Here is a 23,834-nt window from a genome sequence, read left to right as displayed (position 1 = left end):
CCGTGTTCGACTACCCCGCGTTTCTCAACCTGGCCGACGTCGACGTGCTCGTCGTGGGCGGCGGCCGCATCGGGCTTCGCAAGGTGGCCGGTCTGGCCGGGGCCGGCGCCCGGGTTCGCCTGGTCGCCCCCGAGGTCGACGCAACGTTCGATCGGTCGCTCGTCGTCGAGCACCGCCGCCGCCCCTACCGTCCGGCCGACCTCGACGGCGTCCGCCTGGTGATCACCGCCACCGGCGTACCCGGCGTCGACGACGCGGTCAGCGCCCAGGCGACCGCCGCCGGCCTGTGGGTCAACGCCGCCGACCGGCCGGAGCACTGCTCGTTCATCCTGCCGGCGATCGCCCGAGCCGCGCCGTTGACGGTGGCGGTCAGCAGCGACGGCGCCAGCCCGGCGCTGGCGGGTGCGGTGCGCGACCGGGCCCGCAACCTGCTGACCGACGAGGTTCGGGATCTGGCACTCGAGCTGGCCAGGCGCCGCGCCGCCATCCACGCCGCCGGACAATCGACCGAGGACATCGACTGGGCGGTGATCATCGACGACGCGCTCGGACCTGCCGACGGTGCGCTCAGCGCCTCCGGCGGCGCTCAGCCGGAGGCCGGCCCGCACTGCCTGTCGAGCGCCAAGGCGTAGCTCTCGGCGAGCTGTTGTTGCCCCTCGGCGTTGGGATGGTCGGCCAGCGTGCCGCCGACCGCCGGCCCGAGGTCGGCCCACTTGGCGCCGTCGTAGGCCGCCACCCTGGGAGAAATACCCATCACTCGATGATCAGCGGCCACGTCACCATCGGGTCACACCACCGGCAACTCGGGTCAGCCGACCGCTCGACCTCAATCGCATCTGCTTGACGCCGACGATCCTTAGGTGGTCCTTCGGTAGGGTGCCCGGTCGACCCTCCGGGAGGACCCATGAAGTTCAGCGCTGCCCTCGCCTTTACCGATCCCGACCAATACCTGCCGTTGGCCAAGGCCTGCGATGAGGCCGGCATCTGGGCGGTCGCCTGCTCGGACCACGTGGTGCACCCTCGCCAGATTTCCTCGCCGTACCCCTACACCACCGACGGCAGCCCCCGCTTCAAGCCGCAGACTGCGTTCGTCGACCCGTTTGTGGCGATCGCCGCCATGGGTGCGGTCACCGAGCGGCTGCGGTTCTTCACCAACATCTACGTGCTGCCGCTGCGCCACCCGCTCGGCGTCGCCAAGCAGCTCGCCTCGATCACCTCGCTGATCGGCAACCGGGTTGCCCTGGGCATGGGCGTCGGCTGGATGGAGGAGGAGTTCGAGCTGATGGGCGCCGACTTCCGCACCCGCGGCAAGCGCGCCGACGAAGCGATCGACATCATGCGCGGCCTGTGGGAGAGCGAACCGGAGTGGTTCTCCTACGACGGCAAGCACTACCAACTGCCCGAGATCGAGATGACCCCGCGCACCTCCGAGCCGGTGCCGATCTACGTGGGCGGCATCTCCGAGTTCGCCTACAAGCGCGCCGCGCGCCTAGGCGACGGCTGGATCTCCGACCTGATGACGACCGCCGAGGTGGGCGCCGCCATCGAGCGCATCGAGCACTGGCGGGCCCACTACGGCACCCAGGACAAGCCCTTCGAGTACATCGTGTCCTGCTCCGACGCGATCAACGCCGACGGCTTCGCCCGCCTGGAGGACCTCGGGGTCACCTCGGTGCTCACCATGCCCTGGGTCTATACCCGCGGCTTCACCGAGGAGCTCGACGAGCGGCTGGCGGGCATCACCGACTTTGCCGAACAGGTGCTCTCCAAGCAGTAGGCGGAGCCCGGCCCTTCGCCGGGGCGCTCATCCGATCGTCGCGATCGAGGTGTGACCCTTTACGCTCGCCAGGGTGTCGACGACGAACCTCAAGCGCCTCATCGCGTTGATGATCGGAATCAGCACGGTCACCGCGGGGCTGTTCACCTGGCGCGGCGGACAGATCGGCTCGACCGCCGCCTACAACGACCGGCAATCGGTGGGCGAACAGATCGATGTGGAGACCGCCGAGGTCGACGTCAACATCGAGGCGGCACGCCAGGCCCGCCAATACGACCGGTACCTGGCCGACTATGCAGTCGCTGGTGGGCTCGACTCCGACGCCGAAGCGCTCCGCAGCACCGGGCAAGGTGAGCTCGCCGATCTGGCCGAACGCCAGGCAGCCGCTCGCCGGGCCGCCGCGACTCAGCGAGCCACCGACGCCGGAGTCTTCGGACCCAGCACCCTCGGTGAACGCTCCGAGGCCGCCACGGCCCAACCCCAGGCCTTCGACCTCGAGGAGCGAATCGACGAGTTGCGGGTACTCGAAAGCACCGGGTTGGGTTCGGCGAGCGACCTTCAGCCCCAGCGTTGGGCGGACGAGTCCTCGGCCATCCGACGGCGCATCCGCAACCTGACCTACTGGGTGGGGTTGTTGTTGAGCGCCGTGGTCGTGCTGACTGCGGCTGAGGTCACGGTCAGCAGACGGCTCCGGCTGTCGGGGTTGGCCCTGGGCAGCATCTTTCTCGCCACCGCCTGGATCGGTGGGCTGGCGACCGGGTTCATGTCGTGAACGACCGCAAGCTTGACGACCGCACCCCCGACGAGCGCGATGAACTGTCGGAGTCGGACCCCTACAAACGTCGCGTGGCGGTGGTGTTGGCGGTGCTGGGCCTGCTGGGCGCCTGGATCGGGGTCCTGCGGGTCGACTCGGGCAACAGGGAGTCCTACTACGCCCGAGAGACCACCCGGGCAGCGGCGGAGTCGATGAGCGCCAACATCTCCAAGGGGTCGCTCGACGGCCTTGAGACCGACCTCGACGCCGAGGCGGACGCCCTCGAAGGAGACGCCGGCTTCGACCCGGTCGGCTTACCGTCCGACGTGGGCGAGGTCGATCGGGACCTGGCCTCCGGCGACGCCGCTGCCGGGCTCGACGCCGGCCGGCGGGATGAGCTGCGGCGCCGGTTGACCCTGCGAGCCGAGCGGGACCGGCTGCGGCGCAAGGCGCTGGCCGAGACCCGCGTGGGCTACAACAACCGCACGTCCCAGTACGAGACCGTGCTCACCACCCTCGGGGTGGCCCTGTTTCTCGTCGGCTTCACGCTGGTGCTGAACCGGCGCACACGGCCGCCGGTGCTGGTGCCCGGCCTGATTCTGGCCGTCTACGTGGCCGGGTGGGCGCTGTGGATCCACGCAAAAGACATTCCGAGCACGCCGACGGCGGCGATCGACGCCGCGGCCGTTGGGGCCACCCACGCTGCATTCGGCGAGCACGACAAGGCCACTGCGGCGTTCGACCGGGCCATCGCTGCCGACCCCGACTTCGTCGCCGCTTACAACGGCCGCTCGGTCGCCTCGTTCCTCATCACGAACCCCGACTTCCTCGAGACGCTGGCGGTCATCGACGCCAACACCCCGGAGGCCGACCAGGCCCAAGCCGACGCCGAGACAGCGGTGTCGCTGAGCAACGAGCAGGACTTCACCAGCTTGTTCCTGTCCGGCCTCTACAGGTTCTACGACGACGACTTCGATTGGTCCGCTCGACGGATGCGCCAGGCGCTTGAGGTCAATGACCGGGCGCCGGAGGCGTACCTCAGCCTGGCCGCCGCCGAACTGGCGAGGGGCAACACCGACGAGGCCGTCGACCAGCTCGCCGCCGGGGTGAAGCTGCTCGGGCCGGCCGAGGACTCAGCCGAGGCCCGACAGCTGGCCGCCGACCTGTTCACGCTGCTCGAACAGGTCGACCTGGCCGTACCCCAACACTCCGACGGGACCGACGAAGTTCGAGCGCTCCTGGCCGCCGGCGAGGCGCGGCTGGTGTTCGGCGACCTCGCCGAACCAGCACCCGAGGGCGGCTCCTTCACGCTGGAGTCGTCCAATTTCGACCAGGACGCGCCCGGGCAGGGCGCGCCGGATGGGAACGACCGGGCCACGCTGTCGATCGAGCTCGGCTATGCCGAGCTGCCCCCCGACAGCGCAGTGTCGTTGTACGTGTTTGAGCAACCGGCACCTGGGGCGGCGTTTGTCCAACGCGCCGAATTGGCCCGGTTCTCCACCGTCGGTGGCTCCGGCACGCTCTCGGGCAGTGCGTCGCTCCAACCGCGTTGCACCCCGGTTGCGTTCCGCTATGACGTCTACGTCAACGGTGCGCCCGTGACGTCCTTCGACGCGCCCGGGGGCACCGCCACCTGCTGAGCCCGGTCGTGGAACCCGGCCGCAGCGGCGGTGTCGTCGGTGGCCCGGAACCAGATGAACACGGCGACCAGACCCATCACGGCCGCCGCGACGTAGAACGCGGTCGATGCCCCCTGGGCAAACGAGGCGCGGGCGCCCTGCGCCAGCGGATCGCCAAGCGCACCGGGGGCACGTCCGGCCACCTCGAGCGCCGCCCCGATCGAGCGACGGGCGGCGTCGGCAGCTGCGGCGGGCAGCTGGGCGGGCAGGCTCAGCGACTCCCGGTACACCGACGTCAGCACCGAGCCCATCACGGCAATGCCCAGCGCCCCACCCACCTCGCGGGTGGTGTCGTTGACCGCCGACCCGACTCCGGCCTTGCCGGCGGGCAGCGAGCCGACCAGCCCGGCGGTGGTCGACGGCATCGTCAGCGCCATGCCGGTCGCCGTCAACACCAGGGCCACCATCGCCACCATGTAGGGGGTTGACGGGCCGACCTGGGCGAACACCAACAGACCCGCCACCATCGACACCATGCCGACAAACACGGTCTTGCGCACCCCGATCCGAGCCACCGCTGCCGGGCTTCTCGGCGACAGAACGACCATGACGATCGCGGACGGCAGCTGGGCGATGCCCGCCAGCAGGGGCGAGTAGCCGAGCACGAACTGGAAGTACTGCGACAGGATGAAGAACATGCCAAACATGGCGAAGAAGCCCGCCGTGATCGTCAGCGCCGATACCGAGAACGCCCGGATCCGGAAAAACCTGGGGTCCAACATCGGGTGCTCCACACGCAGCTCGTAGCGCACGAACAGGGTTCCGGCCACCACGGCGCCGACCAGGGTGCCAACCACCAGCGGGCTGGCCCAGCCGTGTTCCGGGCCCTCGATGATGCCGAACAGCAACAGGCCCAACGTCAGCATCGACAGAACGGCGCCGCCCGGATCCAGCGGGGTGCCGTGCGGGTCCCGACTCTCGGGCACGACCAGCACCACCGCAACCACCGCAACCGCAACGATCGGAAAGCTGATCAGGAACACCGCGTGCCAGGAGTAGGCCTGCAACACCACCCCGGACAGCAACGGGCCCAACGCACCGCCGGCGCCGGCAAACCCGGCCCAGGAGGCGATCGCCTTGGCCCGCTCGCGCGGCGGGAACACCGAGGTGATCACCGAGAGGGTGGATGGCATGACGAAGGCGGCACCGAAGCCCATGATGCCGCGGCAGACGATCAGCGGCGCCGGAGTGGCGGCGAGGGACGCGGCCAGGGTGGCCGCCCCAAAGACGACCAGCCCGAACAACAACGCCCGCCGACGCCCGAAGCGGTCGCCGAGCGCGCCGGCCGGCAGCAGGAAACCGGCGAACACCAGCGGATAGATGTCGACGATCCACAGCAGCGCCGACGGCGACGGGTTGAGGTCGCGGATCAGGCTGGGGATGGCCACGTTGAGGCTGCTCACCGCTACGACGACCAGCACCAGCGACTGGTTGGCCACCCACAGCACCCGGCGACGATGGGGGTGCCCCACCATCGGGTCGAACTCGGCGTCGGTCTCGACGCGGCGGGCGGCCCGGTGGGCGCGACGGGAACGGTACTGCTCGGGGGGTGGGGCAGACATGAGCGCCGGACCCTACCGCCGCGTGCGGATCGTCCACCCGCTCCGGCCCGGCCCTGCCCCGTTACGGTGAGTGCCATGGCAGCCAGCCCGCAGACGACGTTGCGCCCGCTCGTCGCCATCCTCGAAGAGCTGGCGACGCATCCGCCCCCGCCGGTGAGGGGCACCCCGCTCGACGAGCTGCGTCACCTGCTCGAGGGGGCGGCCCGCACCGCCGTCGCCGGGGTGCCCGCCGGTTCGCTGCCGCTGCGCGCCCCCAAGTCGGCGATCGCCGATGCGATCCGCTGCGCCCGCTTCGCCGCCGCCAGGCGCAGCATCGGTTTCGAGGCCGGCTCCCCCGACGCGCAGCGCACGCGACGTCGCGGGGTGGCGGCCGATGTGCTGGTCGCCCACGTGCTCGCCGGCGGCGCACTCAACGAGCCCGCCGCGCAGATCGTCCTCGATGCCTGGGAGGCGCGAAGTGAACACAACGAACTGGAAGCGGTTGCCGACCTGGACGACTCGGAGCGGACGGGCTTCGACGAGGACTGCGTCGAGCTGGCCGCCCGGCTGCGCGCCGACTGGATGGACCTCCAGTGGGACGCCGACGGCGAGGGCGGCGGCGCACGGTGGTGGCCCCGCAGCCAGAGCACCGCAGCGGTGGCGCTGGCCGACGGCGACGTCGTCATCACCATGCGGCCCGACGTCGAGCTGGGCGGCCCGGCCGCCCGCCTGCCCCCTGCGCTGATCGAGGTGAAGGCGACCGCCCTCGCCCACGATCACAGCTTCGACCTCAACCTCTATGCCCTGGGCATTGGGCTGCGCGACGGCCTGGCCCCCGCAGCGGTGTTGCACTGGAGCCCGGGGACCGGCTGGGTTGAGTTGCCGCCGGTGACGATCGAGGTGCTCGAGAGCGCTGCCCGCCGGGTGGCCCACGCCCTCGACGTCCTCGGCTCGCTCGCCCGGGGCGAGACGCCGGAGGAGACGCCCGGCGCCCACTGCGGCTGGTGCCCCGACGCGGCGATCTGTCCCTCGGCCAACCCGTCGGCCCAGCGGAAGGGCGACATGCGATGAGCCCAGAGCCGACTGCCCCAGAGCCGACGAGCCCAGAGCCGATGAGCCCAGCCTCCGAGGCCGCCGATGATCGCGGCGCTACCCGCCCGGTCCCGGCGGCGGTCGACTGGAGTTGGCGCACCCGGCTGGTCGATGCCCTCTCCCCCATCGCCGCCCGGCTGGGCGACGGCGCCCCTCCACGGGTGGATGTGGATACCTTCGGGCTGGCCAACCATCGCCGCTGCCCCGGTTTCGAGTCCGAGCCGTTCGCCTGGAGTGCCCGCTTCGCCCGTCGGACGTTGGGGCTCGAAGCCCTGGCCGAGCTGCCAGCCGTCGGCTACCGGCCCAACCGGGCCCTCGACCGCGCCGAGGCCGCCCAGGCCGGGCGCAGCCTGGGCGAGTGGCTGGCAGAGCTCCCCCCGGGCGGCCTCAGCGCCGTGCGCGCGGAGGCGGCCACCTGGCTGGCCGCAGCCGTCGCCACCGTCGGGGTGGGCCAGGTCGCCGGCCTGGCCTGGGAGTCGCCCCCCGGCCGCTTCGAGTGGAAGGTGCCCCACACCCCGCTGCTCGTGTCCGCTCGGTTGGAGGGGGCAACCGCGGATCACCGCCGGGCCACCGACCTGGGGCTGATCCGCCTGCTCGACGGCCCGCTCGACGTCGCCGTCGAACGCGCCGAGGCCGGCTGGCTGGCCGTGCTGCATGCAACCCGGTTTGGGGTGGAGCCCACCCGGGTGATCGTCTGCGACCTGCGTCAGGGCCGACGCCGCACCCACCGCGTCACCCCTGCGCTGCTCGACGGCGGCGTGGCCGCAATCACCACGGCCGCAACAGTCGCCGTCGGCCGGTCGCTCGGTGATGCCATCAACCTCACCCCGGGCCGCCACTGCGGCTACTGCGACCGGCGGGCGGTGTGCCCCCAAGCCGCGCTCGACCTTCCCGTTTAACGCACCCGACGGCTCCAGCGGTTGGCCTCGTCCAGCCGGCGCTGCAGCTGGGCCTCGGTCGCCTCGGAAATGCGGGTCACCCCCGACAATCGGTTGAGCTCCCGGTTGACCTGGGCGTGGGTCATGTTGGCGCGTCTGGCAAGGTCGCGCGCCAGGGAGGCGTTGCGGTCGCGCAGCTCGCTGCGCCGCTGGCGGGCGGTCAGCTGAGGCTTCGCGTCCGCCCCCTGGGCTTCGCCGGGTACCGGCTGCGCCCGAACCCGCCCGTCCGGCGTCGGCGGCGCCACCAGCTCCAGGTCGACCCCACGGTCGTCGTCGAGGCCGTCATCATCGTCGTCGCCGTCGTCGGCGAACACGCCCTCCGACTCGGCCGGTTCGTGCTGGGCCACCGCACCGATCACGGCGAACAGCGACATCTGATCGGCCTCGTCTGCGCCGTCGGGCGAATCAAAGGCCGGCTCGTCGCCGCGCTCGTCGTCATCGTCCCGGCGCCGCTTCGCCAGGCTGTGGCGGCGCTGTGTGGCAAGCGAGTCGGCGTGGGAGCGCAGGCGAGGGTCGTCGGGCAGGAAGCACCAGGCCCGCTGGCGGGGCACGCCGCGCGTCCAGCGCACCAGGCGACCCATCGCCTGCCTGAAGAAGAGCTCGGTCGACGTATTGGTGGCGTAGACCCCGATCCGCAGCCGGGGGATGTCGACGCCCTCGGACACCATCCGCACCGCCACGATCCACGGCTCGCTGCTCTCGGAGAACCGGGCGATGCGGTCCGAGGCACCGGGGTCGTCCGACACCGCGACAACCGCCCGGGTGCCCAGCTTACGCAGCAGTTCGGCGATGCCGGTGGCGTGCGCCTGGTCCATCGCGATCACCAACCCGCCCGCCTCGGGATGCACCTGGCGCAACGTCTGGAGCCGCTCGTTGGCCTGCGCCAACACGGTCGACATCCACTCGCCCTCCAACGACAGGGCGGTGCGCAGCCGCTGGTTGGCCAGGTCGCGGGTCAGGTCGTCCTCGAAGGTGGCAGCCACCTGGGCGCCGTCGGGGGCTACCCACTCCATAAACCCACCGATGCGCGGGAAGAACAGCGGCCGCACCACGCCGCGGTCGGCCAGGGCGTCGCCGTAGCCATACTCGAAGTCGGGTTGGGCCTCGTCGAGGTGGTAGGTGACGAACGGAATCGGGGTGACATCGGATCGGAACGGCGTACCCGACAGCGACAACCGACGTCCGGCGTTGGCAAACGCAGCCATGATCGCCGTTCCCCAGGCCCGATCATCGCCGGCGTGGTGCACCTCGTCGAAGATGACGAATGCCCCGGCGGCCAGCCGGGACAGCTCAACCGAGCTGGTGGCCACCTGCTGATAGGTGGTGACGATGCCGTGCACGTCGCCCGGCAGGGTGCCTTCCCGGGCGGACCAGGCGGGGTCGAGGTGCAGCCCGAAGCGGGCCGCTGCATCGGACCATTGGGTCTTCAGATGTTGGGTGGGCGCCACGATGATCAGCCGACGACCCCGGGTGCCGGCCAGGTACTGGCTGGCGGCGGTCAGCGCAAAGGTCGTCTTGCCGGCGCCGGGCGTGGCGACGGCCAGGAAGTCGTCGCGTTCGGACGCGTTGAACTTCTCAAGCGCCTGGTGCTGCCAAGGCCGCAGCCGTATGCGTGTCGCCATCATCGTGACCGGTTGGGCTAGAGGATCGGGGGGGGGGTTGGGTGATCGGGACCGACGATTCTACGGGGCGGCCATCGCCGCCCGGGTCATCGACAGGTCCAGCCGGCGACGCTTGCGGTCGATCCCCACCACCATGACCCGCACCCGCTCCCCCGGAGCGACCAGCTCCTCGGGCCGAAACCCACGCCCCTCGGCCATCTCGCTGAGGTGCACGAGCCCCTCCAGCCCCGACGGCAGCTCGGCAAACGCCCCGTAATCGACCAGCCGGCTGATCGTGGCGTCGCTGACCGTCCCCTCCTCCAGCGTTGGAAGGGGGTCGTCGGCCAGCCGGCGCAACGACAACCCGATGCGCCGCTTGGCACGGTTGAGCTCGATGACGACCAGCTCGAGTTCTTGGCCCGGCTTGGCGTGGTCCTCCATGCTGGCCACCCGGCTCCAGGACATCTCGGTGCGGTGCAGCAGGCCTCGGGCGCCGGCCAGGTCGACCAGCGCGCCGTAATCGGTCATCGCCACGACCCGCCCGGTGACCGTCGCCCCTACCTCGAGACGTTCGAAGACGGAGCGTTCCTCGGCCCGCCGCTGGGAGCGCAGCACGTCCCGGCGGGACACGACCACCCGGTCGCGATCGCGGTCGACCTCGGTCACCCGCACCTCCACCTCGGTGCCGACCAGCTCGGACAGTTCTCCGCCGCGATCCTCGAATGCCTGAGAGGCGGGCAGAAAGGCCCGCAGGCCCAAGTCGACCAGCAGGCCGCCCTTCACCTGCTTGAGGACGGTCACGAGCAGGGCCGCGCCGGAGGACCGGGCGGCGTCGATCCGTTGCCAGGCGCGCTGCTTCACCGCCCAGCCGCGGGAGGTGGCCACCCTGCCCTGCGGGTCTTCCCGGGCCAGCAGGGCGACGTCGATCGAGTCGCCGACCGCTGGCACCTTGCCGTCGGCGTCCTCGACATCGCGGCGCATGACCACGCCGGGACGTCCGTCGACCATCTTGAGGACGATCTCCCGGTCGGTCAGGTCGTCGACGGTGGCGGTGATGATCCGTCCGACGTGAACCGCTGGTGGGGCGCCCGGGTCGGCGGGCGGGCGAACGGATGGTTCGACGCTCGGTGGAACGGACGTGTCAACGGGCGACGACCGGCGCGCGTCCGTGCCCGACCCTGGCGGTGCGGCAGCGTTCATACCTGCCGGTGCGGCAAGGATCGACCGTGGGGGCGGTCCCGGGGGACGTGGGGGCGGTTGACTTGGGGTGGGGCTGGACACCGAAACCTCGCAGGTGTCAGAAGGTGGAACCCCAGTGTGCCCCCTCGCAGCGGCCAACCGCCCTCGGGGTTACCCGGCAGGCATCAGTGGCACCGAAGGATCACCGCCGGATTGTGGCCGATCGAGTCGACGATCAGCCCTGGGCCAGGACTGCAACGGACACGACATAGGCGGAGGCCAGCGCCACCCCAGCGGCCCGCCCGATCCGAGCGCGCGTCACCATCAGGACGGTCACCACCGCGACGCTCAGCAGCATCACCACCATCCCCCGGTGCACCACAGCGCTCGTCACCTCCACGCCCTGGCCAACCACCCCGACCAGGCCGCCGACCAGCAGGCTGTTCAGCAGGTTGGAACCCACCAGGTTGCCGAGGAGCAGCTCGTCCTCCTTGCGTCGCACCGCCTGGACCGCTGCGGCCAGCTCGGGCAGCGACGTCCCCAGGGCCACGATGCTCAGGCCGACGAAGCCGCTCGACAGGCCAAACCGGTCGGCCAGACCCACCGCACCGATCACCAGCGCCCGGGCGGCGGCAACCGTGCCGACGAGCCCGATCAGCGTGCGGCCCACCTCCATCCAGATCGGGTACCGGCGTTCCTTCTCGGTGTACTCCTCGACGTCGGCGGTCAGCCGGTCGTTGCGACTGCGGCGCGCCTGCACCGCCGTGAGCGCCAGGTATCCCGCCAGGCCGACCAACAGGATCAATCCGCCGACGAGGGTCAGCTTCCGCCACGCCAGCAAGGCGACCAGCACGCAGGAGCCCAGCATCAGCAAGGCCTCTCGGCGCACGATCTCGGAGTCGACGCGCACCACGCCGATCATCGCTGCGATACCCAACACCACGGTGAGGTTGGCGGTGTTGGAGCCGACGATGTTGCCGATGCCCAGGTTGAGGTCGCCATCGACTGCGGCGAGAGTAGAAACGAACAACTCGGGCAACGAGGTGCCCAGCCCGATCACCAGCGTGCCGATCACCACCGACGGGACCGCCAGCCGATCGGCAAGAACGGCGGCGCCGTCGACAAACCAGTCGCTGCTATAAGCGAGCGCGGCGACGCCGAAGGCGATCAGGAGGAGGGACCAGACCACGGCGGCCATCTTGACAGTTCCAGCGGCCCGTCCCGAAGCAGGCGACCGCCGTCCGCCAACTCGGTGGCAGGCGCGCCCAACTGGGGAGCCCAAACGACCGCCAGAGCGCGCCCTGCACTCCCGACTACGGGAGTCACGGCCAACTCGGGAGCGCAAACGACCGCCAGACCGCGCTTTGGGCTCCCCAGTTCGGAGTTTGTTGTTGGCGTGCCTGGCCGCTGGGCTCAGTCGAGGTGCTTGAGGGCCTCGCTCTTGGTCAGGCTGGACAGCTCGCCGTCGTGGGCCGCCACGAAGGTCCGCACTGCGTCCGGATCGACGCGGGCGTACTGGCGCAGCGACCAGCCGATCGCCTTGCGGACGAAGAACTCGTCGTCGCCGGCCCGCGCCTGGGCGTATGAGAACAGCCGATGGGCATCGGTGGCCTCCCGGTACAGCAGCTGATGAAGGATTGCCGTGCGAGCCAGCCAGAAATCGTCGCTGTGCACCCAGCGGTCCATCGTCCCGGCCAGCTCAGGATGGGTCCGCACCATGCTGCCCACCGTGCGGGTGGCCAACGGATCGACCGTGTCCCACCACGACCTGGAGGTGAGAAGCGATCGAACTCCGTCGAGGTGACGGGGCTCAAGGCGCGACGCCTGCGATCGCAGCACGTCGCAGGCCACGTAGGCGAACTCCCGTTCGGACTGCTCCCAGCACTCGACAGCGAATGCCAACAGCTCGTCGGGTGAGGCGGCTTTGGCGGCGACCAGGGTCGGTCGGGTGGCCGCCCGGCGGTCCTTGGCCCCGATTCCCAAAAACGGAAACTGGTTGCGCAGGTAGGCCGACATCGCCTCTGCCCGCTCGGGCGCTGAGGCTGCCTCCAACCGGCGCCGCAGCGCCGCCATGTCCAACTCAGACGTCGACTCCATCACGATGATCGTCGCACGCAGCGGTCCTGTGGCCCATGCCGACGCTGTGTGAGCGCCCCGCCACTTGACCGATTTGGCCGACACGAGCGGCCTGGTGTTCGGCGGCGTCGGTGTGAGAACTCGCAATCCTCGATTGCGTCGGTGTGGACCACGCCATACCGGCGTAGCCACCGGCACATCCGCAAGGATGCCATGCGTCGAATCTCGGTCGTCGGTTGCCCAGGTGCTGGCAAGACGGCCTTCGCCCGACAGCTCGCCGACCGGCTGGACGTCCCCCGGCTCGAGTTGGACTCCATCTTTCACCTGGCCAACTGGACGGAGTTGCCGGGCGATGAGTTCGAGCGTCGGACCGCAGACGTGGCCAAGAGCGACGGGTGGGTGATCGACGGGAACTACTCCCGCGTTCGCGACCAGGTGGTGTGGCCGACCGCCGACACCGTCGTGTGGCTGGACCTCCCCCGGCGCGTCGTGATGACGCAGCTTCTTCGCCGCACACTTCGGCGTGTGCTCACCCGGGAGGAGCTCTGGAACGGCAACCGGGAGCGCGTCCCCAACCTGATGTCGTGGGACCCCCATCGATCGATTTTGCGTTGGGGGTGGACCCGTTACACCCCCTATCGGGAGCGGTACGCCGCCGCCATGAACGACCCGGCCTGGGATCATCTCCGCTTCGTCCGCCTGCGTACCGTGCGCGAGGCCGCCCGCTTCCTGGACGCAACCGCATCGACCGACGACCAAGCCTCGACGGCGCCGCCGAGTCGCATTGCGCGGCCCGGGGCCGGGCGGAGCGCCTCGTAGGCTGCGACCGTGAACACCGAGACCTCCACCAAGCCCGGAACCGGCGGCGTCACGCTGCACACCATCCGCTGGACGCCCGATGCCACCCCCAGAGCCGAGATTTTGCTGGTGCACGGGTACGGCGAACACTCCGGCCGCTACGAGCACGTCGCCCAGCGGCTGTGCGATGCCGGTTTCGCCGTCACCTCGCTGGACCACCGCGGCCACGGGCGCACCACGGGCGTCGAGCGGGGGACGGTCGACAACTTCGACTTGTTGGTCGACGACCTGGCGTCGGTCGTGACCGACCTGAGCTCGGGGACGTCCGACGGCGTGCCGTTGTTCGTCTACGGCCACTCGATGGGCGGCCTGGCCACCGTGCGCCTGGCCGAGCGCGGCGACGAACGCTTCGCTGGTCTGATCATCACCGGGCCCGCCCTGCAGACGGCGGCAAGCGTGCCCAAGCCCGTCTTGGCGATCGCCAACGCACTGGGCAGGATCGCTCCCAACCTGCCAACGATCGAGCTGGACGGCGACGCCATCTCGCGAGTTCCTGCGGTACGGGCCGACTACGACGCCGACCCGCTGAACTACCGCGGCAAGGTCACCACCGGAACCGCCAGAGAGCTGTCGGTGGCCATGAAGGCCGCCATGGAGCAGGCCGGCCGGATCACCGTGCCCGTCCTGATCATGCACGGCAGCGACGACACGCTGGCCGACCCCGCCGGGTCGGTGCGGTTCTCATCTGCGGTCGGTTCCAGCGACCGGACGGTCAGCATCTGGCCCGGCTGCTACCACGAACTGCACAACGAGCCCGAGGCAGACGACGTGCTCACTACGATCATCGACTGGATCGACGCCCGCCGCTAGCTCGGGCCCGAAACACGGTCCCACGTCCCGGTGATGAGCTGCTCGGTTCGGCGGGGCTCTGCCTTGAAGGGTTTCCTCGATCCACGCAGCGGCTACAGGTCGGGCATGCCCATGTCGAGCTGCCCCTTCTCGGCACCGCCGTCGACCTCGAGGATCTTGCCGCTGATGTAGCCGCCGGCGGGTGAGGCGAGGAACAGCGCCGCCGAGGCGATCTCCTCCGGCTCACCGATGCGTCCGAGCGGTGTGTTCCCCTCGATCGCGGTTCGCATCCCCTCGTCCTCGGTCACCATCTCGAGGGCCGAGGTGGCGATCGTTCCGACTGCGATGGCGTTGACCCGCACTCGGGGCGACAGGTCGGCGGCCGCCATGCGGGTCCAGTGGGTGAGCGCCCCCTTCGCCGTGCCGTAGGCGATGAACCCCCGGCTGCCAACCCTGCCGCTGAGCGACGAGATGTTGACGACCGCGCCGGTGCCGTCGTTCTCCAGCATCACCGGCACCGCTGCCCGGGTGAGCGCATGCGCCGTCGACACGTTCCACTCGAAGGCGCGGGTCATCGCATTGGGGGTCGTGTCCAGGAACGCTCGCGGCATGGACCCACCGACGTTGTTGACCACGATGTCCAGGCGGCCGAAGGCCTCCTTGGCGGCCCCGGCCAGGCCGGCGACAGCGTCGAGGTCGCTCAAGTCGGCGGTGACGATGTGGGCCCGTCGGCCCGCCGCCTCGATCCGACCGGCGACGGCCTCCAGCTGATCCTCGGTGCGGGCCGAGATCACCACGTCGGCGCCCGCCTCGGCTAAGGCCACAGCGGTCGCAGCGCCGATCCCCCGACCGGCGCCGGTGACCACCGCGACCTGCTCGTCAATGCGAAATCTGTCGAGAATCATCGCTGGCTCCCCCTGGTCTCGGCCCCCTGGCCGGGTCGGACGGACGCTACCCGAACCGGGTCGGACCCGGTGTCCCTGCGTCGCTCCGAACGCCCGACCGTCGCCCGCCCCAGATCACCTCGGGAGACGGTTGACGGTGGTCAGGTCGAGAGCGCGGTCGATGGTGCGCTGCCGCGGGTGGCCGTTGATCGAGATCCAGGCGTCGGCACGAACCTCCACCCGGTGGCCGTCGACGGCGTGATCCTCGGCGATGATCTGGGCCGCGGTGATCAGCAGGTCGACCCGGGAGGCCAGCTGGCCGACCTGCCACGGCTCGAAGACGTCGTCGGGGTCGACCGTCGCCGACGTTCCGGTGGCCGTATCGGTGACGACGAAGCGCACAGTGCCGGTCTTCTCGGTCAGCATCACCCGCAGCGACCCGTAGTAGCCGGCCTCGTTCTCGGTGACGTCACCCGCGTACAGGTAGTGCCGGGCGGGCACGACGATGTTGACGATCGCCACGGCGGCGACCGCCACCTGAACCCTCCGTCGCGGTGGTGACACCTCGGTGGTCGGAGGCACGTCAGCCGGTGCCTCGAACCGGCCGATCGAGCGAATCCAAGCCAGCGTGCGCTCGGGCCAGGCGGGCGAGAAGAACACCGGGGTGAGCAGCATCATCGCCCAGGGAAACAGGCCGATCTGGAACAGGGCGGCCGTCGAGAGGTGGAAGAGGACGACCGCTGCGTAGGCCCAGGGACGGGACCGCCTCCACAGCAGCCAGCCGACGATGGTCAGGTCGAAGATCAGCCCGGCCCAGGAGGCGACCAGGGCCGTGGTGGGAAGCTCGAACAGCGGGCCGACGACCGGCCGGTCGCTGCGGGCCGCCAGCCACATGCCGAGCGGCTCGCCCCGCACCAGCCAGTCGTCGTTCAACTTGGCGATGCCGGCGACGACGTAGACCACGCCGATCTGGGCGCGTGCCGCCCACACCATCCAGGCCGGGACGACGGTGGCCGGTGCGAGCCGACCGCAGCGCACGTCGAGCGACCACCGCCGCCCGACCGGCAACACGAACAGCAGGACGCCCAACAGGGTGATCAGCCAGTAGTGGTTGAGGTAGAGGGAGGCGTCGATCAGCTCCATCCACACGAATCCGACCAGAAAAACGCCGAGCGCAGCCCGGGTGTGCCAGCCGAGCGCAATGGCAAGCCCGGCTATGGCGACGACGGCGACGTGCAGGTACGCCCCGACACCGGGAAGGGGTGCCACCCAGTCGAAGCCCGGGTAGGTGAGGTGGTGCTCGGGGGCCAGGTAGAGGGAGCCCACCCAGCCGCGCGCGAGAAAGCGGACCGTCGATGCAACGACGAGCAGCCCGAACGCCATCCGCAGCGCCTCGAGCGACGCCGACGAGACCGGTCGGCCGTGCAGCGGCGGCGCCGAGCCTGCGGGTGGTGCGGGGGCCGGAGCGGCCCCCCGCTTAGCCGGCGCTGTCGCCGTCGGCATCGCTGAAGGTCACCGTGACGCCGAGTTCGGCGACCACCTGGGTGGCGACGGTGGCTCGCAGCTCGTTCATCGCGGCCAACGCCGCCTCGCTGGGCTCATCGTCGGCGGCCGCTTCGCCGTCCTTGGTCGCCGAGATCAACTCGTCGGTCTCGGTTCGCAGCTGGGCGGTGAGGTCGTCGTCGAGCAGAGCACTGAGGCCGCTGTCCCCCTCCGGCCCGAACAGCAGGTCTTCGACCGAGTTGCTGCGGGCCTCCCAGTTGGCCGCATCCTTGTTGGTCAGCAGCGCCAACAGGTGGTTGACCACAGCGTCGATCCCCACCGCGGGGTCGGCCAGCTCGTCGCGGTAGGGCTCACCGTCGTCGGGATCCGTCCAAGCGGCGGTCACCGCATCGATCCCCGATTCGGCCAGGGCGGTGGCGGCGTTGGCGTAGCCGCACTGGCGCTCGTCAAGCGGCGCCTGCTCGAGCAACGTCAGGACCGCCCCGTAGCCGCGGGTGTCGGCGCCCACGTAGGCGGCCAGGTAGTTGACGTCGATCGTCGCCGGCTCCTCGGCCGCGACGAGGTCGTCGACATCCTGGGCGTTGGCGGGCCAGTCGACGATCGAGTTGGACCGCAGGTCGGTGGCCGGCCCCAACCAGAACGCCTCGGCCTCGTGCCAGCGGGTCTGGGCGGCGGCGACATCCTCGACAGCGGCGTCGAAGTCGGCCTTCTCGCCCGACGCACAGGCTGTCTGGACCGCCGCTGTCGCAGCGGCCGCCACCTCGGGTAGCGCCTCAAGGGTCTCGGCGCCCTGTGTCGCCAGGTCGGCGAGCACATCGCCCCGATCGGTGCCACCGGAGCAGCCGGTCAGCAGTCCGACGACGACCAGCGCGCCGACCGCAGTTCGCTTGGTGGAGCGTGCGGTCGTCGACCTCGGCGTCCTCCTCTTCAACGGTTTCCTCCGGCTCACAGGGCCTCCAAATAGGCGATCAGTTCGGCCCGTTCGTTCTTCTCCAGCGCAGCGAACGCATCGGCGGCATCCTGGCCCTCGCCGCCGTGCCACATGATGGCCTCGTCGAAGCTTCGGGCCCGGCCGTCGTGCAGCATAAAGCGGTCGCCATTCACCACTGGCACCAGCCCGAGCCCCCACAGCGGTGGGGTCCGCCACTCGGAACCGGTGGCGACAAAGTCGGGGCGGTCGTCGGCCAGGCCGGGGCCCATGTCGTGCAGCAACAGATCGGTGTGAGGGCTGATCGTCTGCTCGCTGAGCTGGGCGATCTCGCTCGGTCCGGTCGTCTGGCCGACGGTGTGGCAGCCGGCGCAGCCGAGGTCGTCGAAGCGTGCCGCCCCGGCGACCACGTCGGCGTCCTCGTGCTTGCGCATGGCCGGCACCGCCAGCGTCTTGTTGTAGAACACGACCCGCCCGAGGGTCTCTTCGGGCACCTCCGGGCTGCCGCCGTCGGGGGCGGCCAGGCACTCGGCGTCGCCCGGGTTGCAGTTTTCGTCGGGGTGCAGCGGCGAGGTGATCCCCATGTCGCCGAGGAAGGCTGCGGCCACCTGCCCTTCGACGGTGCCGACGTTGGCCTTCCAGCCGAAACGGCCCACCACCGGTTTGCCGGTGCGGGGGTCGGGCACGATGTTGACCCGTCCGGAGATGCCGTCGCCGTCGGCGTCGTCCGGGTCGGCGGCCGCCCGCAGCGACTCCTCGGGGATCGCTTCGAGCAGCCCGGCCCCCATCACCTGGGGCGCCAACCGAGGGGAGATCTGCACATCGTCGGCCAGCGGACCCTGCGACAGGTCGGCGACCGAGACGTCGGGCCGGCGGAGCTCGTAGTCGCCGTCGTCGAAGCTGTGGGACTCGGTGACCCAGTCGATCGCCATCTTGCCCTCGGGCTCGACGCCCCGGATCGCCCGGTCCTGCAGCTGGTCGCCGTAGGTGGGCTCGGGCACGGGGCCGCCGTCGGCCCCGGCACCAGGCACCGACAGCCGCAGCAGCAGCCCCAGGGTTGAGGTGTCGCCTGCGTCATCGGGCGGTGCCCCCCGACCGTCGAGGTTGTGGCAGCTCGAACACGCCTGGGCGTTGAACGTGGGGCCCAAACCATCACGCGCCTTGGTCGACGCCGGCGAGGTCACCCAGTTCTTGGTGAAGAAGCTGTCGCCCACCTCGAAGCTCAGCCGCCCGTCGGAGTCGAGCCCGTCGACCGGCAGCGCAAACGCGTTGCGGGTGGCGGACGTTCGGGTGGCGGCGCCACCCAGGTTGGGGTCGAGCGCTTTCGGCTCTGCGCCCGCGCCTGCACACGCCGCCGTGATCAATCCGACGGTCATCAGCAGTGCGGCCAGACGGCGGGCGAACGCTGTCACGAAACCTCGACGCTCAGCCCCAGGTCGGAGGCTTGGGCGACGACCAGGTCGGTCTGGGCGCTCAGGGCGTCCATCGTGGTCTTGATGGCGAGACGCCCCGGCTCGTCGTCGCCAACGCCGTCGCGCAGGTGCTGGTCGAACGGTGCGGGGATCTCCTCGGCGTCGGCCACGCTGGTTTCGACCGCCTCGACCAGCTCGTCGGCGGCGGCCTTATCGTTCTCGGCGAAGAGCTGGGCCAATCCGGGGCCGGTCACTCCGCCCGGGTAGTCGCCGGTCACCACGTTGGCCACACCCTGGGCGTTGGCGACGATGTCCTCGGTCGTGTTGTCGGAGAAACACGAGTGCTCGTCCTCTTCGCTGCGCTCGGTGTAGGCCACCGACATGCGCTCACCGGCCAGCTCGCCCCGGCTGAGTTCGCCAGCACCGGTCACGATGTTGGTCAGCGCCTCGTCGGTGGGCAGGGCAAGAAACTTCACCCGAAAGTTGTCGTCCCCGTCCGGGTCCCATGCGTCTGTCACACCCTGCAGGTCGGTCAGCAGCAGCTGGGTCGCCGACGCCAGGTACTCGCTGCGCCGATCGGCGTTGGGGGCGTCGGTGTAGTCGGTCGCTGGGCGCTCGCCGGGCCCGTCCTCGGACAGGTCCTGGCCCCACAGCAGAAACTCGATGGCGTGCCAGCCCGTGGACACGTTGGTTTCGCCGCCGGCCTCGTTGAGCGATGCCAGCGTGTCGGTGTCGAGCGTCGGGTACTCGTCCGGGTCGTTAATGATGCCCGCCTCGGGGTCACCCTCGACGTAGTCGACGTAGGACTCGTCCATCGGCCAGGCGTTCAGCCGTCCCTCCGGCCCGGTGTCGTCGGCGTCGATCGGGCCGCCGTAAAAGCGGAACGCCTCGGTCACGCCGTAGTCGGGCCGAGCGGTCAGCCAGGCCTTCCTGGCCGTGGCGAGCGTGTCCTCGGTCGGATCGTCGAGGAATGCCTCGATGTCGTCGCCCATCTTGGTGGCGCTCTCGACGCTGGCCGCATAGCTGACATACACGCCGTCGGCGTAGTGCCCGACGACCTCGGAGCCCACCGCGGAGTCGACCGTCGACGATTCGTCGGTGGTCGAGGCCTCATCGCTGCCCCCGCAGGAGGACACGATGAGCACGGCGGCGAGGGCGGCTGGAAGCACGGCTGAAAATTTCACTCGGTATTTTTAGGCTGACCTAACAGTCGATGTCAAGGTTGGGTTTCGCTGACTGCCGCAGCGTCGGCGTTCGACCCGCTGGGGACCAGCTCGGAGCGCCAATGGGTACGGTGGGAACCGTACGTCTCGACTTTGACCTGCAACGGACGCGCGACCGGGAGCCACCGAGCCGCACGTCGTCGGCTCGCACCCAAGAACTGGAGCACCATGGACACGCCGTCGAACCACACTGCGCATCAGATCGATCCCACGATGACGCTGGGCGAGATCGTCACCCTCAAACCGTCACTTGCCGCCGAACTCCAACGGCGGGGGTTCGACTTCTGTTGCCACGGCGACCGAAGCCTCGCCGACGCTGCCGTCGAACTCGATCTCGACGCGCAGAAGGTTGCGGAGGACCTGTCGTCCATCCATCAGGACGAGGCGCCCGCTCAGTGGGCCTCCCTCGGTCCGATCGATCTGATCGACCACATTGAGTCGACGCACCACCGTTACCTGTGGGACGAACTTCCACGGCTCGGTCAGCTGGTCGACAAGATCGCCATGGTGCACGGAGACCGGCATCCTGAACTCGCAGAGGTGCAACGGCTGTTCGTCGAACTCCGCAGCGACTTCGAGCCACACCTCACCTCGGAGGAGCAGGTGGTGTTCCCGGCGATGCGCTCGCTCATGTCCTCAACCGACGCCCAGTCCGGATCAGCGGTCGATGAGCTGCCGGGTGAGGTCCGGTCGTTGATGGCCGAGCACGAGGTGGTCGGCGGCCTCCTGGAACAACTGCGGGAGATCACGGCCGACTACACGGTTCCGGCCGACGGCTGTGCCTCGTACACCGAGACGTACCGGGCACTGAGTGCGCTCGAGGCCGACACCCATCTCCACGTCCACAAGGAGAACAACGTGTTGTTCCCGACGGTCGAGGCGCGCACGTCCGCCGGGGCACGCGCCTGACCGCACCGGTCGCCTGATCGGCCGCAAGCGCCCCTTGGGTTACGTCTGCCCGGCTGGACGGTCGGTTACCGACCCCTCAGCGGCGGCGGAGGTGATGTCGGCGAGGGCCCGTTCGAGGCTCGGGTAGAAGTGTTCCTCGTCGAGCGTGGTGTGCAGGCCGTAGCGCTTCACCAGGCTCTGAAGTCGGTCTCGCATCTCGACGAAGGCCAGGTGGACGCCGGCGGCGTTGACTTCCTCGTCCAGGTCGCGCAGCACCTCCGCCGCGGTGACGTCGATGTCGGTGACCGCCTCGCACTGCAACACCACCCACCCGGGGTGCTGCTCCCGCACCAGGCGACGGACCTGGTCGCGGAACTGCCCGGCGTTGGCGAAGAACAGCGGCGCCTCCCAGCGGAACACGACGATGTCGGGAAGCTGGGTGGCGGAGGGGTGCTCGGTCACGCTGTGCCAGCCGCCCAGCTCCGGGACCTCCCCCAGAACCGCGCCGTGGGGCCACCAGTTGCGCCGGAAGAACAGCAGCACGGCCAGCACGATGGCCACGACGATGCCCTGAAGCACGCCCAGCAGGATCACGCCGGCGGCGGCGACCAGGCTGATCACCAGCGACGACGGCCGGATGCTGGCGTAGCGCCGGAGGGCGCCAAGGTCCATCAGCGACAGCGCCGCCGTGATGACCACGGCGGCGAGCGCAGTCTGGGGCAGGTCGGCGAGCAGCCCGTTGAGGAACAACAGCAGTGCGGCGACCAGTCCGGCACCGACGAGACCGGTCACCTGGCTCTTGGCACCGGCCTGGTCGGCGACCGCCGTTCGGGAGCCGCTGACCGAGACGGCAAACCCCTGGAAGAAGCCCGCTGCGATGTTGGCCGTTCCGATCCCGACCATCTCCTGGTTGGCGTCCACCTCCTCGTTGTGTCGGGCGGCGAAGCCGCTGGAGGTTGCGATGGTGTCGGCGAGCGACACCATCGTGATGCCGACTGCGCCAACCAGAAGCGGGACGACATCGGACCAACTGGTGAACGGCAGCGACGGCGCCGGAACGCCCCGAGGCAGCACGCCAACGGTGGTGACGTCCGAGGCTGCCAGATCGAACACCGCCGACGCGATCGTTGCGCCCACCACGGCCACCAACACCGCCGGCACGATCGTCGTCAGGCGCGGCAGCACCAGCAGCACCGCCAACACGCACAGCCCGGTGACCAGCGTCGCCCGGTTGGTCCGGTCGACGTTCCGAAGGAACTGGCGCACCTCGTCAACAAAGCCGTCGGCGTCGGTCGAGAACCCGAACAGCTTGGGCAGCTGCCCCACGATGATCGTGACCGCCAGGCCGTTGAGATAGCCGACCCGCACTTCGCTCGACAACAGGTCCGCAACGAAGCCCAGCTTGGCGAGCCCGAGCCCGATCATGATCACCCCGACGAGGACGGCCAGCATCCCGGCCAGGGCGATCGCGCTCTCCGGGTCACCGGTGACGAGCAGGGGCGTGATGGCGGCCAGGATCAAGGGCGACACCGACGAGTCCGGCCCCAGCACCAGCACCTTCGACGGTCCGAACACGGCGTAGGCCACCAGGCATGCGATCGTCGTGTAAAGCCCGGTCACGGGCGGGAGGCCGGCGAGCTCGGCGTAGGCCATGCCCTGGGGCACCAGGATCGCCGCCAAGACAACGCCGGCGATCAGGTCCGGGCGCAGCCAAGCCCCCTCGTACCGTCGCAACGTCCCCAGCCCTGGGGCCCAGCGCGCCAGTGTCTTCATCGATCCCGACCACGCGGCATGCCGGTCACGACGAGCCCGCGTTTGAGCGCATCAGAAGCGGGCCGGGACCCATCGCAGCGTCCGGTCCGGCTCGACATAGTCACCATGGCCCTCCCGCTCGGGCAGCTCGACCCGCTCCGGCGCGTTTCGCTCGTAGGGGATCTGGCTGAGCAGGTGGCTGATGATGTTGAGGCGCGCCCTGCGCTTGTCGTTGGAGTCGGCGACGTACCACGGGACGGCGTCGGTATCGGTGGCGGCGAACATGGCGTCGCGAGCGCGCGAATAGTCGTACCAGCGCGAGTACGACTCCAGGTCCATCGGCGAGAGCTTCCAGGTTTTCCGGCCGTCCTCGATGCGGGCCCGAAGCCGTCGAGTCTGTTCGTCCTGGTCGACCTCCAGCCAGTACTTCAACAGGATGATCCCGGACTCGACCATGACCTTCTCGACCGCCGGGACCAGCTCCAGGAAGCGCTCGACCTCCTGTTCGGTGGCGAACCCCATCACCCGCTCGACGCCGGCCCGGTTGTACCAACTGCGGTCGAAGATCACGATCTCCCCGCCGGCCGGGAAGTGCGCCATGTACCGCTGGGTGTACATCTGGGACTTCTCGCGTTCGTTCGGCGCCGGTAGCGCAACCGTGCGGAACACGCGTGGGCTCACCCGCTCGGTGAGGCGCTTGATGACCCCACCCTTGCCGGCGGTGTCTCGTCCCTCGAACACGATGCACACCCTCGCCCCCGTGTCGACGACCCACTGCTGAAGATGAACGAGCTCGACCTGGAGCTGCTTCAGCTCGCGCTCGTAGGGCTTGCGCTTGAGCCGCTTCGGCCGGTCGGCCCCGTCGGGCGTCGCAATGCTGCTACGCGTACTGCCGTTCCCGTGCTTTCCGTGCTTGTGCTTCTTCTTGTGCCTCTTCTTGTGCTTCGCCATGTCAATCCC

The 23,834-nt window shown here is 70.0% G+C and carries 22 protein-coding genes; 9 read left to right on the top strand and 13 right to left on the bottom strand.

Going from position 1 to position 23,834, the window contains the following annotated elements:
• Positions 1-2 precede the first annotated feature (2 nt).
• Positions 3-632, top strand: coding sequence for a precorrin-2 dehydrogenase/sirohydrochlorin ferrochelatase family protein (locus PKD89_RS13550; protein WP_289012588.1), 630 nt, complete (start codon positions 3-5; stop codon positions 630-632).
• On the opposite strand, the gene PKD89_RS13545 is transcribed toward PKD89_RS13550, so the two are convergent.
• A complete protein-coding gene (locus PKD89_RS13545; RefSeq protein ID WP_289012587.1) occupies positions 587-754 on the bottom strand; it encodes a hypothetical protein in 168 nt (55 codons plus the stop codon). The two genes, PKD89_RS13550 and PKD89_RS13545, sit on opposite strands and share 46 nt — an antisense overlap.
• A 150-nt stretch (positions 755-904) precedes the next feature.
• On the opposite strand from PKD89_RS13545, the gene PKD89_RS13540 reads away from it, so the two are divergent.
• From PKD89_RS13540 to PKD89_RS13530, 3 genes are all read left to right on the top strand, one after another.
• Complete coding sequence (locus PKD89_RS13540; protein WP_289012586.1) at positions 905-1,777, top strand: TIGR03619 family F420-dependent LLM class oxidoreductase; 873 nt, start codon at positions 905-907, stop codon at positions 1,775-1,777.
• A 73-nt stretch (positions 1,778-1,850) separates the two neighbouring features.
• Complete coding sequence (locus PKD89_RS13535) at positions 1,851-2,549, top strand: hypothetical protein (RefSeq protein WP_287390931.1); 699 nt, start codon at positions 1,851-1,853, stop codon at positions 2,547-2,549.
• Positions 2,546-4,171: a tetratricopeptide repeat protein gene (locus PKD89_RS13530; protein ID WP_289012585.1), complete on the top strand. Its 1,626-nt coding sequence runs from the start codon at positions 2,546-2,548 to the stop codon at positions 4,169-4,171. The genes PKD89_RS13535 and PKD89_RS13530 overlap by 4 nt, the downstream gene beginning before the upstream one ends.
• On the opposite strand, the gene PKD89_RS13525 is transcribed toward PKD89_RS13530, so the two are convergent.
• Entirely contained in the window at positions 4,111-5,772 is a 1,662-nt protein-coding gene (locus PKD89_RS13525) for an MFS transporter (protein WP_289012584.1), read from the bottom strand. The two genes, PKD89_RS13530 and PKD89_RS13525, sit on opposite strands and share 61 nt — an antisense overlap.
• 75 nt (positions 5,773-5,847) lie before the next feature.
• Between PKD89_RS13525 and PKD89_RS13520 the strand changes: the two genes are divergently transcribed.
• Together PKD89_RS13520 and PKD89_RS13515 are read left to right on the top strand one after the other, a co-directional pair.
• On the top strand, positions 5,848-6,822 hold the full coding sequence (locus tag PKD89_RS13520) for a hypothetical protein (RefSeq protein WP_287390925.1): 975 nt from the start codon (positions 5,848-5,850) through the stop codon (positions 6,820-6,822).
• 41 nt (positions 6,823-6,863) lie between these two features.
• Positions 6,864-7,742 (top strand): hypothetical protein, encoded by an 879-nt coding sequence (locus PKD89_RS13515; protein ID WP_289012583.1) that lies wholly within the window; start codon positions 6,864-6,866, stop codon positions 7,740-7,742.
• Here the strand turns inward: PKD89_RS13515 and PKD89_RS13510 are convergent.
• The 4 genes from PKD89_RS13510 to PKD89_RS13495 all read right to left on the bottom strand — a co-directional run bounded on the left by PKD89_RS13510 (position 7,739) and on the right by PKD89_RS13495 (position 12,658).
• Complete coding sequence (locus tag PKD89_RS13510) at positions 7,739-9,403, bottom strand: DEAD/DEAH box helicase (RefSeq protein ID WP_287390922.1); 1,665 nt, start codon at positions 9,401-9,403, stop codon at positions 7,739-7,741. The two genes, PKD89_RS13515 and PKD89_RS13510, sit on opposite strands and share 4 nt — an antisense overlap.
• Before the next feature lie 60 nt (positions 9,404-9,463).
• The gene (locus tag PKD89_RS13505) at positions 9,464-10,582 is read right to left on the bottom strand and encodes a S1 RNA-binding domain-containing protein (protein ID WP_287390921.1); all 1,119 of its coding nucleotides are present in this window, start codon (positions 10,580-10,582) and stop codon (positions 9,464-9,466) included.
• Positions 10,583-10,796: 214 nt separating this feature from the next.
• A complete protein-coding gene (locus PKD89_RS13500) occupies positions 10,797-11,750 on the bottom strand; it encodes a calcium/sodium antiporter (RefSeq protein WP_289012582.1) in 954 nt (317 codons plus the stop codon).
• Positions 11,751-11,974: 224 nt separating this feature from the next.
• Entirely contained in the window at positions 11,975-12,658 is a 684-nt protein-coding gene (locus PKD89_RS13495) for a DNA alkylation repair protein (RefSeq protein ID WP_287390917.1), read from the bottom strand.
• A gap of 141 nt (positions 12,659-12,799) precedes the next feature.
• Here PKD89_RS13495 and PKD89_RS13490 point away from each other — a divergent pair, with 141 nt between their 5' ends.
• Both PKD89_RS13490 and PKD89_RS13485 read left to right on the top strand, forming a co-directional pair.
• Positions 12,800-13,456: a hypothetical protein gene (locus PKD89_RS13490; protein WP_287390916.1), complete on the top strand. Its 657-nt coding sequence runs from the start codon at positions 12,800-12,802 to the stop codon at positions 13,454-13,456.
• 9 nt (positions 13,457-13,465) lie between these two features.
• Positions 13,466-14,305 carry a lysophospholipase gene (locus PKD89_RS13485; protein WP_287379697.1) on the top strand — a complete coding sequence of 280 codons (840 nt, stop codon included), beginning with the start codon at positions 13,466-13,468 and terminating at the stop codon, positions 14,303-14,305.
• Between the two features lie 92 nt (positions 14,306-14,397).
• Here PKD89_RS13485 and PKD89_RS13480 read toward each other — a convergent pair whose 3' ends face one another.
• The 5 genes from PKD89_RS13480 to PKD89_RS13460 form a co-directional block, all read right to left on the bottom strand.
• Positions 14,398-15,189: an SDR family oxidoreductase gene (locus tag PKD89_RS13480; protein ID WP_287390914.1), complete on the bottom strand. Its 792-nt coding sequence runs from the start codon at positions 15,187-15,189 to the stop codon at positions 14,398-14,400.
• A gap of 114 nt (positions 15,190-15,303) precedes the next feature.
• Entirely contained in the window at positions 15,304-16,671 is a 1,368-nt protein-coding gene (locus tag PKD89_RS13475) for an HTTM domain-containing protein (protein ID WP_287390912.1), read from the bottom strand.
• The gene (locus PKD89_RS13470; RefSeq protein WP_289012581.1) at positions 16,646-17,620 is read right to left on the bottom strand and encodes an imelysin family protein; all 975 of its coding nucleotides are present in this window, start codon (positions 17,618-17,620) and stop codon (positions 16,646-16,648) included. The genes PKD89_RS13475 and PKD89_RS13470 overlap by 26 nt, the downstream gene beginning before the upstream one ends.
• Entirely contained in the window at positions 17,617-19,011 is a 1,395-nt protein-coding gene (locus PKD89_RS13465) for a di-heme oxidoredictase family protein (protein WP_289012580.1), read from the bottom strand. The genes PKD89_RS13470 and PKD89_RS13465 overlap by 4 nt, the downstream gene beginning before the upstream one ends.
• Entirely contained in the window at positions 19,008-20,195 is a 1,188-nt protein-coding gene (locus tag PKD89_RS13460) for an imelysin family protein (protein WP_289012579.1), read from the bottom strand. The genes PKD89_RS13465 and PKD89_RS13460 overlap by 4 nt, the downstream gene beginning before the upstream one ends.
• A gap of 207 nt (positions 20,196-20,402) precedes the next feature.
• Here PKD89_RS13460 and ric point away from each other — a divergent pair, with 207 nt between their 5' ends.
• Positions 20,403-21,143, top strand: a complete 741-nt coding sequence (gene ric, locus PKD89_RS13455; protein ID WP_287390906.1) for an iron-sulfur cluster repair di-iron protein — start codon at positions 20,403-20,405, stop codon at positions 21,141-21,143.
• Between the two features lie 39 nt (positions 21,144-21,182).
• On the opposite strand, the gene PKD89_RS13450 is transcribed toward ric, so the two are convergent.
• Positions 21,183-22,895 carry a SulP family inorganic anion transporter gene (locus PKD89_RS13450; protein WP_289012578.1) on the bottom strand — a complete coding sequence of 571 codons (1,713 nt, stop codon included), beginning with the start codon at positions 22,893-22,895 and terminating at the stop codon, positions 21,183-21,185.
• Positions 22,896-22,946: 51 nt separating this feature from the next.
• On the bottom strand, positions 22,947-23,825 hold the full coding sequence (gene ppk2 / locus PKD89_RS13445) for a polyphosphate kinase 2 (RefSeq protein ID WP_289012577.1): 879 nt from the start codon (positions 23,823-23,825) through the stop codon (positions 22,947-22,949).
• Positions 23,826-23,834: the final 9 nt, after the last annotated feature.

It is taken from the genome of Candidatus Neomicrothrix sp. (genome assembly GCF_035329545.1).
Lineage (GTDB): Bacteria > Actinomycetota > Acidimicrobiia > Acidimicrobiales > Microtrichaceae > Microthrix > Microthrix subdominans.
This window is presented reverse-complemented; position numbering and strand designations above follow the sequence as displayed.